This is a genomic window from Shewanella eurypsychrophilus (assembly GCF_007004545.3).
GTDB classification, from domain to species: Bacteria; Pseudomonadota; Gammaproteobacteria; order Enterobacterales; family Shewanellaceae; genus Shewanella; species Shewanella eurypsychrophilus.
Genome location: NZ_CP045503.2, coordinates 1,768,637 through 1,781,381 on the forward strand (window position 1 = coordinate 1,768,637; position 12,745 = coordinate 1,781,381).

Sequence of the window (12,745 nt, forward strand, 5' to 3'; positions counted from 1 at the left end):
TTATCCGAGTGGATTAAGGTGAAAGAATCTCTGACACTCTTTGTTTTAGCACTGGTAATATATCGGTCTCAAATTGAGGGTGGCGCTTAATCCAGATATTATTTCGCGGGCTTGGATGTGGTAAAACGATGTTTTCGGGCCAATACTCTTGCCAGTTCATTACAGCGTCAGTTACCGATAGTTTCTTGGGTTGAGCATTAGTTTTGGCTTGAGCATGAGTTAAGTGATAGTCGATAGCATATTGGCCAAGAATAATAGTGAGTTCAACGTGATTGAGCTCTTTTAAAACAGATGCTCGCCATGTCTTAGCACATTGGGCCATAGGCGGTTTATCACCGGATTTTTTACCATTTCTGATGATGGTGCCAGGGAAGCAAAACCCCATGGGCAGAATGGCAAAAAGCCGGTCATCGTAAAATTGCTCTTCTGTCACCCCTAACCAGTCTCTCAGCCTTTTGCCACTCGCGTCGTGAAAGGGGAGGCCTTTCTCGTGGGCTTTTATGCCTGGGGCTTGCCCGGCGATAAGTATTTTAGAATGTTGAGATAACTGAACTATTGGCTTTGCAGGCAGAGGCAGATCAGCCTGGCATAAGTGACAGGCTAATATTTGCTGTTTGAGGTTAATAACTGCATTCATGAGCATTATTCACAGGTATGAAGCATCATTATGACTCATTTATTGTGTGAAGGCTTGCCAGGTTTGTACTCCCCAGTTAGCGACAACTAAATACCCGCAAATAAGCACTAGTGCACTAGCTACTCGGTTTTTGATATTTGCATTGCTGATAAATGCGACATGGGCGGCAGCAATAGCAAAAATTGCAATGGGTTGTATCAGATAGGAGAGGGCCAGGAATCCTGCAGCCCCAATAGTGAGCAGCAAACTCGTGTAGCTATGTTGTTCTTTTTGATGCAAAGAGAGCTGCAGAGGCAATAAACTTAACCCTACAGCCACTACGATAAGACCCATGTTTATTGCCAAATCAGCAAAGCCCACGTGATTGATTAAGGTCCAAATAAGAGCTATGGCTGGTAAAACTAAGCTGATTATCGTATGGCCTTGGCTAAAACGTTTGCTGTGGTATTTACCTGCGAAAAAGAACAATCCATTTAAGATAAGGTTCAATAAAATAAAGCCGCCAAGCACTAAAATGATAAAAGCGGTCGCTGTGTAGGCTGACATGTTAACTCGTAGGGTTATAAATTTATTGCGTTACCTTCTCCTAAAGTAGCGATTAATTCAAGGCTTGTCAGTCGGTTCTGAGAGCTAGATGGTGATGAGATACTGAGGAAATGACTTCGTTGATACCAATAAAAATGCCAGCTGCTAATAAGTTAGCGGCTGGCATTTATGTTTCATCTAGTTTCTAGAACCTAGAACCTTATTACAACCTATAACTCATACTTAGCATGATCAGATGGGCGTTGTAATCGTGGCTGTTAGAGCCGAAGCTCAACACGTTCCAAATCCCGTCTGGTGCAATGTCATTGCCAGCATCATTGTCTTTATAGTTTTCCATCTTATAGTCGATGCGCACGTCCATTTTGTCGGTGGCACGATATAAGGCGTAAACGTTGACGTTATGTACTTTGGCGTAGTAATCACCGTAGTCACCGGTAACACCTTGAGTGACTTGAGTATTACTGTCTGAATTAGAGTAAGTATAATCTACGCCTACGCGTAACTTCTTCTCCATCAGGTTGTTGTAACTCCAGCCTGCACCGATAACATCGACCTGATCTTCAACGACGCCAAACCAGTTAGGACTACTGAAGTTAGTGCTACCTGCCTGATCTGATTCTATGTTCTGACGGTTATAAAACGCCGTTAATGTCATGTCATCATTGATCAAGTAACTTGCACTGACATCGTAGCTAATATCTCTCGATTCAGTTAAGCCGATCTGAGTGTCGTTGTAATCATCTAGTGCATAACGCGCACCGAAATCGATAGTCAATACATCAATTGGGCTATGAGTGATACGCGCTTCAACTTGAGTACGGTTTCTATCTGCTAAGTTGTATTTACGCAGTAGGTCGTTCGACTCATTAGAAGTCCACTCTGACGCTTGGTATTCAGAGCCGTCACGTTGACCGTAGCTACCTTTGACCCACATGTCCCACTTGTCGAATGCACTTAGACGATATTTTGCCCAAACAGTACTTTCTTCAGTGGTTTCGCGATCTTGATAGCTGCGTTCATCTTTACGGTAGTCATAACCACCTTCAAGCTTATGACCACGTGCTAGACGGTAGTCTGCACCCAGTTTAGCTTTGTTGGTGGTGATGTCGTAAGGCGTGTTGTAAGCCGCTTGCCCTGTGGTTGAGTCGATGCTGATCTGCGTCCACTCTTCCACGTTGGTCTGATTATCACGGTCGTTATAATCGTAACTCGCGTTTAAACGAAGTTGACGATTAATACGTGAAACAACCTTAAGGGTTGCACCGCGAGTTTCGACTTTTCCATCCAGAGATTCACTTGGCATCTGGTAACCATAACCGGATGTCGTAAAGTCTTGATCTTGTGTCATCTGGCCATAATGAACACGTCCGTTCATTATCGTTTTACCCGCAACATACTGACCCATCAAGGAAATAGTATGAGCTTCATTGTCTGGGTCTAGTGACATATAGCCTGTAGTCTGAGCACCGAAGGTGGGACTAAAGGCATTGTCGTAAGACAGCTCACTAAACTCATTTTTGAAGGTTGAGCCGTTATAGTTCAGCGCGGTAAACCAGTTATCGCCTTTGAGCCTGATACCAGCTTCAAGTGTATCTGTGGTGTAGTCAACGGGCTCAGCAAGCATCATAGATTGATTTGAGAAGCTACCAGAAGCTTGTTTTAGTCCGGTTTTGTCTTCACGCTGATAGTTGATATAAGTGCTCCACAACGAATCAGCTTGATATTCAAGGCCTAAGCCTGCTCTCTTACGCTTTAACGAAAGCTCTATTGGGTTAAGGCTTGAATTTAGGTTGGCCATATCCTGAGTGCTGCCGCCATGTACCCAGTCATCTGCCAGGGTAAGGTTATCACTGCCCACGCCTTGATAAGGACTCATTGCCTTATCAGTTTTGTAGGTGGCAATCTGACGGTAGTTTAGGTTCAGGTTATATTGACCCGACTTACCAACATTGATGTCGGCACGGCTGTTTTCCATGCCGATATTGTCGGCTTCAATACTCGCTTGATAGCCACTTTTACCTGCATATTTAAGGTCTGCATCGAGTTTACCAGCGAACTCATCCTCTGCGGCAAACGCATTGGCTGAACGAATATCATCGCTACTGTTGTATCCAACACCCACACCGACACTGCCGCTGTAACCAGTTTCAACTGCACAGCGCTTACAATCCCACTTCTCGAACTTAACTTTATCGGTATTCGCATTTTGAATACCGTAGCCGCCAGCTGCCATTGCTGTGCTGACAAGGCCAGCATTAGCGAGTAGGGCGAGGGTGACTAAATTTAATTTGAATTTCATCTTCTCGACTCCGTTTAGCGCTGAAATAGCTTGCCAGATGGGTGGTTAGAACCATGGATCTGGCTATGACAGTTCAAACAGCTGCGACCACCGGTGAACGCATTGCCACCTACGGTTGAGCCTTGATCTGTGTTGCCCATGTAGGCGCTACTAGCATGACCGTCACTGGCATGACATTGCTGACAAAGTTGTGGAGCACGCGTTTTCAGCATCCCTTCGTTCACCGAACCATGTGGATTATGACAAGCGACACAATCTTCAGTTACGGGTGCATGCTCCCACAATTTTGGGCCGCGCTTCTCTGCGTGACATGAATAACAGGTTTCATTGACCGTAGGTTTAACTAAGTCTGAATCTGCCATGGTGCCATGTGGATTATGACAATCACTACATACCATTTGAGCCCATTTCATTGGGTGGCTTGAGCGTTTGTTCATATCTGCTTTTTGCTTAGTGTGACAGCTAGTACAGACTTCCATTTCAGTGTTTTTAGACAAAACAGGGTCTTTATCTGTGTGTACTGAGTGGCAAGATGCGCAAGCTACGTCGGCGTTGTCATGGTGTCCACCATTCCAATCCATGCGCTTGTCATCTTTGTGACAGCTCATACAAACACTATTTTGTAGTTCAGCAGAAAGTGTTGAGTCAGGACCAAAAGCGATCATTGGCTCGTTGCCACCACGGTTATGTTTACCCATAGGTCCATGACACGCTTCACACTGAAGGCCTGCCATTGGGCTTTTACTTGAGTCGATTGAGCCGTGAACACCTTTGAAGATATCCATGACTTTTTCAGACTTTCTATGACACATAAGACAAGAGTCTGCGCCTTTAGGTGAATATTTACCTTCGGCAAACTTTTGATCTAATGTGGCTTCGACTTCATCGGGAGTCATCTTGGCATCCCACTTAGACGCGTGAGCGACTGAGGTCATACCTAGAGACAAGACTGCTGACACTATCAGTGCTGGTAGCACTGATAGTGAAGCAGATTTAAGTATTTTTGATAATTTCATATTTGGCTTCCTAATCTGCACAAATTCGCTTGAAAGTAGGGGGAGAGGACTCCCCCTTCAAACTCTCTACTGCTAAGGCTACAAAAATAGCGTTAACAAGAGTTGAGCAAATTACATCTTCACCGAAGTGTGATCATTGATGCTTGGGTTATGACACATGAAACACGTTTCAAGTTGAGCAGCTTCAGTCGCTTCTTCTTTAGTTACGTTAACTAATGCGCCTTGACCTTCTACGTGAGCCTTGAAGCTATCCATGTTGTAGCCATGACATGAGACACAAGTCGCAGCGATAGGAGTGGTGTAAGTACCACTTGCCGTTGCTAACGCGCCCTTCTTTTTGAATGCATCAAAATTGAAGTCGTTATGGCACTGGTCACAGTTCATGCCAGGAATAACAGCGTAATCACCTTGGCTATGAGTTTTGTGCAACTTCATCTCTAGTGCACCTTTGTTCGCGCCACCTGCGTATGTACCGTCAGGTGTGTGACAAGCCACACAGCCATCAACACCGACAATGGTTTCACCGTTTACGATTTGAGCAAGTTGCTCGCTCATAACAAAACCTGGGTGATGCGTCCCTTTATGCACTTCGAAGCTGTCGCCATGACAATTAATACAGGTGTTAAAGTTCACTGAATCTACATGACGCATGCTAGGAGCTTCGCCAGATAACGTTGCGAAGGTTAGATCAGCCTTCATGCCTGTATAGTAAGCGTCTACCAAGTAACCATCTTCATCAAGGTTTCCGTCCACTGCAACAGTGTCACAGTTAACAAATTCGCCTTTATCAGAACATAACGAAAGGCCGGTAAAGGTAAATGCAGTATCTGCATCCTCACCCGTAGCACCAAATGTGAGCGCTTTAGTGGTGTAGCTGATAGCCCCTGCTTCTGTGATAGTCGCTGCTGGGTTGAGCTGACCATTTAACACTAGGTTCAAGCTGTCTTTACCGTAGTAGCCTAACTTCACGTTGTTTGGACCGACGTTAGTGGTTGCTTCAACTCGTTGAATTTGTGGTAACAAGCTTGATGCATTAACCGCTTCACCGCTCGCGTCAACGAATGATACTGTCACTGTCGTAGTCATATCTTGATTGACAACTAGGCTGGTATTCATACCGTAAGAGTCGATCAGCGTCTTAGTTTGGGCAAAGTCACCTGTGTGCAGCTCTTCTGTCCAGCTCGCGTTATGACAAGCGATACAGTTGCTGTTGTCATTTTGCTGAGAGTGTCCTTTACCCGCTTTAAAGTCGATATTGGTATGACAGCTAGTACACGTTTCCATGGTTGGAACCCGTGACCAGTTGCCCCATTCAGCGAGTTCACCACTATCGGCGTCTGGCTCGACGTGACATGATTTACAGTTGTTTTGGATAAGTGCTTCTGCGGCTTCGCCTGTGTACTCTTTACCGTACTTATCTTCAAATGTCTTAGCTGTGTTGTGAATGTTGTGGATCAAGTGATTCCACTGCGATTCGGTAGACATTGAGCTGCTGTGACAAGTGGCACAGGTCTCTTGGGTATAGTAACTACTGTGACGCGTTGTTAGTGGCTTGCCTTCGGCGTGACAGTTAGTACAGGTTTCATGAGAAACGATATTCTTGGTGTATAAAGCTTCGTAGCCTTCACCTGAAAAGTCTTCAACCATTTCAGTGCGTGGAACAGAAGTTACGCCATCGGCGAGTGTAGAGCCTTCGCCGCCAGCGGTTACATTATAGCGCTGAGTCATATCAACGTTGTATTCACTGAGTTCAAGCGTGAATGTGTATGAACCATCTTTGTTGTCGACATAGTTATCAGCGCCTGAAACACGGGCTGTACGTGTCCACTGTGCGCTATTGCCTGCGCCAGTTGCACCTTGTGGTGTAAGCTGTGCTGCTACAACGCCAAGATCGATAAGGCCAACAACAGGTAAGTCTTCTTCGTTGGTCGCGAAGACTTTGACTGTCGGCATGCCGTCTTGATAAGTCACTTTAGTCACATCGAGATTAAGTACGTTAACCACGTTGGCAGCTGGGCCACCTGGGTTGCCGTCTTCACCACTGTTGCCATCATCTCCACCACAGCCCGTTAAGGCCAGAGACACAGCACTTGCTGCCAATAGCAGCGCAAACTTGTTATTTTTTACGTTCATCATTTTTTTCCCTGCATAGGTTTGACATTGGCTCAAGTGCTTGGTTAGTCAAACTAACCGTTTATCATCTAGATGATTTCATTATTAGTGGCTACTTAAGTCGATGCTGGAAATATTATTCCCTATGGAAAGGCTAACGTAACGAAGGCTTAAAATCTGCAAATCAGGTGCTAATGTGTGACCAAGATCAGTCTATTTATAAAGGGGTAGTTTAGACGGAGGTGAAACGCGGGTTCAGATCAATAAATGAGCGGGTTAGTTGATAACTATTCTCAGTTAAGTTGATGTTATGTATGGTAACTGTTTCTTTTTCTATTTTTGCGTTTAGCGGATAAAAACAAAGGGAGGCTAAGCCTCCCTTTGGGTATAAATGATGATGATTTAGCGGCTAGATAGCGAGTGCTAATTCATCATCTTTAGCCAGTACTTACCAGTGGTTTTAGCCAGTACTTACCAGTGGTTAATGACCAGTGATTAGTTACCGTGAAGTTCCATCAACTTCTCAGGTGAGTGACAAGTCGAACAAGTCTCTTTAGCGCGATTTTGAACGTCTTCAGCGCTGATCCCATCTAAGATACCACCGTTGGTTTCAATGTGAGACTTACCTGAATCACTAAGGTATTTCTGGTGACAGCTCATACAAGCACCTGCATCAGAAGAGACCCACATGTCTTCTCCAGTCAACATGTCACCGTAGCGCCATGTACGCTCAGGTGCACGACCCAATTTAATACCGTCATCAGTGTGACAAGTCATACAGTCAGTTTTAACGACAGTGCTTGAACCAACACCTGCATACTTGAGGTAATGTCCTTCAGCTTCATGGGCTTTATAGGCAAAGCTTGTCGGTGCGTTTCCGCCCCAAGCATTTAGACCTTTATCTGAGGTATGGCAGGTTTGACAATTTACACCATTATCATAATGAACAATCTCTTGGTTGTGACAACCCATGCACTTGCTGCTATCGATAATATCACGACGAGCTGTTGCAGGCTCGCTTGTGTCAGTATCATTCCAAGTAAAGCTTAGAGGTGCATCTTGGATATAGGCAGCATCGGTTAGTAGCTTAGTAGGGTCTGTTTCGTCATATTCACATGCTGTAGGCTCAACAAGTGGACGACCATAACCTCCCGATTTGAAGCAAGTTGCTACACCAGCAAATAACTCAACACTTTTACCATTAAGATTCACTGGTAACTCAAGAGCACTATTGGTGCTGTCGATGCTGAAGGTTTTTGTCTCTGCATTATAGTCAGAAACATCTGTGTTTAGCAGAGCAAAACCACGGGCACTGTATTTTGTTCCATCTGTGTATGCTGGATAGTCTTTGTCGGTATCCCAAGAGAAGTAGATGCTAGATTTAGTATACTGGCTGGTGTTTGCTATAAACTCTTTAGCAACAGCTTGGCCTTGCTCATCAAGGATTTGTACATCAAATGTAAGTACGTTGTCAGTGACAGTTACTTTGCTGAACTTAGCAGAGTAACTCTGGCTTTCCTTATAGCGCTTTGTTGCGTCTCCATGGGCTTCTTCAGCACTTCGGGCATAACCTTCTTGTATATGACAAGAGATACAGTTTTCATTGCTTGGGTCATGGTAGGCTTTTGGCATAGTCGTGTGACAAGCTATACATGCAGTATTACTCTTATTACCTAAGAATAGTTCAGCATCGGCAGGTGCAGTTTCACCTGTGACGTGACATGCTGCACAATCTGCTGCAGGCGTTTGCGGATACATAACCTTGCCGTAATCGTGAACGCCCCCACCGTATCCTATGACCTTGTAAGGTGCTGGGATATTGCCTTTTTCATCAGCATCAGGTGAGTCAGGGCTATAAGTCGTTCTGCTATTTCCTTTATGGATAGCGTGGATCATATAGGTGAAGTCGACACTGTTACCACTTTCAGGATCGCCTGAAGTAGCAGTATGACAAGATACACAGTTTTCTAGGTTAATACGGCGACCACCGTGAAACTCTAGGCTATCTGGCTGGTGACAGGTGTAACAGGTTTCGATAGAAACGACTTCACGAGTTTGAATGCCTTCAGTGGTACCTGTAGATGGCTGCCAATCATAATTTGCATTTGCAGCAAAGTTAGGTAATTCAAGCTCTAGTGTGGCACGTTGACTGTAGTCTGCGTTGTAAACGACTTCAACAGGCGTTGTGACGTTGCCAATATTTTGTTGGAAAGTGTAGGTATATGTCCCATCGTCATTATCAACAAAACAGGTTTCGCAATCACTGGCTTTTTCTACATTAGCCTGAAACTGTGTTTTTGGATCTAAGTGAGAGGTATCATCTGGCATTGAGCCAGGCTCTTTCTGACTGTTGATGTATGCTTGCCATTGGAAGCCACGATCATATTCAGTAGGAACGCCACCATTATCATTCATCGTCTCTGTGACATGAGCAAGTTGAGCGATACCGAATCTTAGGTCGTGGTCTTTGGTTAATCCAAGAACAGCGACACCGTTGTCATTTTCAAGAGAGAAGTTGACAGTAACCGCACCAGCATCAACAGCCGCATCAGTAAACACTACATTGACACTTTTAGCTGAATCTATTTGTACGCCTACTACACCATCTTCTCCATTTTCACCGTCTTTACCGTCGCTGCCGCAACCAGCAAGTGCAAAAGAGAGTATCCCTGCACTGAGTACAGCTTTGGCTGCTGCACTCTTTTTTGTATTAAAAGAGTTGAACTTTTTCATCATGATTATTCCCTGCAATAGTTTTAATCATCACTGAGTCACTACTTAACGGCTTGCTATATAAGCTTAACGGTATATAAGAGTGCTTCTTATTATCATTTTGTTGTTAAACAGTAACTTAGTGTGTGGAATTTATTTCCCTTGGTAAGGCTAACTAAGCAACGAATTTTTAGCAGTTGTTTTAGCTGCTTTATGTGAACTCGATCTGACTATTTCTTTAGGGGTAGATAAAAAGTGACTTTTTCAGTCGATTTTAAGCCTAAAATCAGTTTTAGAGCAGAGTTACCCCTGTGATGTTAACGTGATGTGAGTGTTGCTTTTCTTCGCTGTGAAAGTGTAGGTCTATGTGTTTTTTATTCGTCGGTAAGTTGTGGTTTATAAAAATGGTCATTGAGATGTATTTATACCGATTGGTTTTAGGAAGTGACTCTCAAGATATCAAGTTGACCAACTAGATATTTCAGAAGGTATTGTAGGGGAAGGTATTTATGTCAAAAATAAAAAAGCAGGAAGATTAACTTCCTGCTTTTAGTGACTAAATTAAACTATTTTCGTAGCTCGTAGCTCGTAGCTCGTAGCTCGTAGCTCGTAGCTCGTAGCTCGTAGCTATTAACTAATAACCGTTAATAGTTAGTTGGATGAACTTTATCAACACCGAATGACTTTCCTTCGGCGTGACAAGTTGCACAGCTTTCAGTGCCGTCATAAGTGCCAATAGGGGCACCGTAAACACCACCATTGCTCTCAACATGGCCTCTTAGGGAATCACTATTTTTGGTATGACAGCCAGCACAAGTTGCAGCAATAGGTGAGAACTCAACCGCATCACCGCGCTCAGTAGCACCTTCTCTTGCTGTGATGGTTGCTGGTAAGCTATGTAGCTCTTTCATCTCTAACTGGCCTTTATCATGACAAGTTGAACAGTCACCATAGTGGTTAGGGAATGTGATCGAGTCTACATCTTTATCACCATAAGACTTTGTACGCTTACTTGCATGAAGCGTATGTACAAGGTTGCGATAATCAAGAGTATTATTTAGCTGACGGAATGGCTGAATATCACCTGGTGTATGCTTCGAAGTTGCGTTCAGATACATAGTCATCTTGCTGTTATGGCAACTCGCACAGTTGCCATCAGTAAAGCTGGTCGCAGTAACTGGTGAGTGACATGCACCACAGCCAGAGTCTGATGGATTGCTATTACGGTTGTGAACGGCTTTGATGTCGAATTCACCTTCATGACAGCTAATACACTTAGCTTCAGAGGCTGCGTCTCTACGGTTTTCAGTTGCACCAAATACCGTACTTTCAGCAACGAGAGTGACTTCTAGCAGTTCAATTTCATTCTCATCACCTGCGGCCACTTCACAAGAAGTTAGCACTTGGCTCATTTTATCCGTACATACAATAGCTTTAGCCATAAGCATGCCTGAATGAGCGACACCAAAGTCATTGGCATTGATATTCTCAATAGTGAACTTGGTTGAGAATGCAGACTCTTCAGCTGAAACATTAGCATTTGATACTAGATCCCAGACTTTGCGAGACTGGTTATTTGCCACTTCACTGGTGAAATCGTTATCGACTTCGCCTGCTGCTGTTAACCATACATTGGCAACATTATCGGCAAACACGCTCTCTAAACCTTTATGGCTTAATGTGAATGTCATCGTCGATGCTTCACCCTCAACAAGCAGTGATGCATTAGTCAGCGCTAATTCGATGTCAGAGATGATTTGATCACGAGTGTTGGTATGAGCCATATGGAATATAGCTGCCCCTTGTGGGTTGCTATCGTCAGCATGACAGCTTGAACAAGACTGGTTTTCAAACACACCACGGACATCGGCACCTGCAACTCCATCGGTTTCTGGGTCGGCATAATAGTGGAAATAGTTGCCGACAAAACCGCGATCTTTGTTATCACCTGGAGGTGTTAGCCACTGTACATTATCGACAGGGTTGAAGTCAGCCATATGACATGACGCGCAAGCTTCTTGGCGATGGAACTGGAAGTTCTCGGCTTGAGCTGGAGAGTGTTCCTCATTGATATGACAAGTCTGACAATTGCCCATATCTGTTGGGAAGGTGGTATCAGTGTAATCGTGTACACTACCGCCGTAACCAGCCATTAGGTAGGTGCCATCATGGATGCGATGAAGCATTGAACCAAAGTCGATTGTCGCACCTGTTTCAGGATCGCCTGAATAGGAGGTATGACATACAACGCAGTTTTCAATCTCAATACGCTTGCTGCCATGCATCATTAACTTAGGTGCCCAAGCGTGTTCGTAATCATCACTGTGACAACGGATACATGAGTCTTGTAGATCAACTAAGTTACGCGTCTCATCTGCTTCGGCTGCACGGTCAAGTGCAGGCACAAAATCATAGTGAGTATTAACAAGCGTCGCTGAACTCAATGTGCTCGTTGGCTTTAGCTCTAATGTGACACGGTGAGTGAGCTCGCCATTGAACTCAGTATTAACAGCTTCAATCTGCTCATACTCTGATAATGTCTTCGAGAAGGTGTAGCGGTAAGTACCATGATCAAGTACTTCAATACACTCAGTTTTACAACTTGTCTCAATATTGGCTTGGATTTGATCGCCAGCGAGGTGGGTGTAGCCTTCTGGGATGTGATCAGGATTAGCACTTTTTACAGTGTTGATGTAGCTGGTCCATTGAGTAGGCTTTATTCCCTTGAACTGCTCGGGTGTGACTGGCTGACCGACGCTGTGCATGTCGCGTTTTTGCAGTGCATCAAGCTTTGCAATCCCGAAACCTAGGGTATTAATGTCTGTAAACTCTTCTAGGCCAAAGACTGGCACACCATTGGCGTTTAGCAGCTCAAAATCTACTGCAATAAGACCTTCATTGACTGTTGCATGTAGAATATTAGCGTTGAGGCTAGTGGCTTGCTGGATATCAACGCCAACCTTGCCATCTTCGCCGTCTGAACCATCTTGGCCGTCGCTACCACCACAACCAACCAGTGCAAATGATAATGCACCTATGCCGATTGCGGATTTTATAGCGGTACTAATTGGATACCGTTTCATCATTGTTTCCCCTGCATGAGATTGTGTCTCAGAGCGACAAGTTAGCTACATCGCTATGCGTTAGCTCTGAGTTTCTCTGGTTTTTATTTGAACTTTGCTTATGTTCAGATTTTTTGATGAGGAGTGGGATGTCTATTTGCTATTGCCTCAAATATTAATCAGCACCTCATAATGATCTTACCCAAAAGAGGTAGTATCAGAGAAAGGGCATATTATGAATTGTGAGGAATGTCAGGTTACTTTGTTTGCACTTGTTAAGTTTGTGAAAACTCCAATTAATCAACGGCTAACCTCTTGATTGGATAGAGCTGGAGGCAAAATTAATCTTGGTTTAAGTTAC

General features: G+C 44.2%; 7 protein-coding genes. All 7 read right to left on the reverse strand.

The annotated features are described in order from the left end of the window. Positions 1–13: 13 nt before the first annotated feature. Positions 14–643, reverse strand: a complete 630-nt coding sequence (locus FM038_RS07450) for a uracil-DNA glycosylase family protein (RefSeq protein WP_142872657.1) — start codon at positions 641–643, stop codon at positions 14–16. A gap of 33 nt (positions 644–676) precedes the next feature. Next, positions 677–1,183 (reverse strand): hypothetical protein, encoded by a 507-nt coding sequence (locus tag FM038_RS07455; RefSeq protein WP_142872658.1) that lies wholly within the window; start codon positions 1,181–1,183, stop codon positions 677–679. A gap of 202 nt (positions 1,184–1,385) precedes the next feature. Beyond that, on the reverse strand, positions 1,386–3,482 hold the full coding sequence (locus FM038_RS07460) for an MtrB/PioB family decaheme-associated outer membrane protein (RefSeq protein ID WP_142872659.1): 2,097 nt from the start codon (positions 3,480–3,482) through the stop codon (positions 1,386–1,388). Between the two features lie 14 nt (positions 3,483–3,496). Next, a complete protein-coding gene (locus tag FM038_RS07465) occupies positions 3,497–4,498 on the reverse strand; it encodes a DmsE family decaheme c-type cytochrome (RefSeq protein ID WP_142872660.1) in 1,002 nt (333 codons plus the stop codon). Positions 4,499–4,609: 111 nt separating this feature from the next. Continuing rightward, entirely contained in the window at positions 4,610–6,634 is a 2,025-nt protein-coding gene (locus FM038_RS07470; protein WP_142872661.1) for an OmcA/MtrC family decaheme c-type cytochrome, read from the reverse strand. Between the two features lie 471 nt (positions 6,635–7,105). After that, positions 7,106–9,346 (reverse strand): OmcA/MtrC family decaheme c-type cytochrome, encoded by a 2,241-nt coding sequence (locus FM038_RS07475; protein ID WP_142872662.1) that lies wholly within the window; start codon positions 9,344–9,346, stop codon positions 7,106–7,108. A gap of 620 nt (positions 9,347–9,966) precedes the next feature. Next, entirely contained in the window at positions 9,967–12,408 is a 2,442-nt protein-coding gene (locus FM038_RS07480) for an OmcA/MtrC family decaheme c-type cytochrome (RefSeq protein ID WP_142872663.1), read from the reverse strand. Positions 12,409–12,745 lie beyond the last annotated feature (337 nt).

What these genes read in the sequence shown, in the direction of transcription:
- FM038_RS07450 (WP_142872657.1), bottom strand. Translation starts at nt 643, where the DNA reads ATGCTCATGAATGCAGTTATTAACCTCAAACAGCAAATATTAGCCTGT.
- FM038_RS07455 (WP_142872658.1), bottom strand. Translation starts at nt 1,183, where the DNA reads ATGTCAGCCTACACAGCGACCGCTTTTATCATTTTAGTGCTTGGCGGC.
- FM038_RS07470 (WP_142872661.1), bottom strand. Translation starts at nt 6,634, where the DNA reads ATGATGAACGTAAAAAATAACAAGTTTGCGCTGCTATTGGCAGCAAGT.
- FM038_RS07460 (WP_142872659.1), bottom strand. Translation starts at nt 3,482, where the DNA reads ATGAAATTCAAATTAAATTTAGTCACCCTCGCCCTACTCGCTAATGCT.
- FM038_RS07480 (WP_142872663.1), bottom strand. Translation starts at nt 12,408, where the DNA reads ATGATGAAACGGTATCCAATTAGTACCGCTATAAAATCCGCAATCGGC.
- FM038_RS07475 (WP_142872662.1), bottom strand. Translation starts at nt 9,346, where the DNA reads ATGATGAAAAAGTTCAACTCTTTTAATACAAAAAAGAGTGCAGCAGCC.
- FM038_RS07465 (WP_142872660.1), bottom strand. Translation starts at nt 4,498, where the DNA reads ATGAAATTATCAAAAATACTTAAATCTGCTTCACTATCAGTGCTACCA.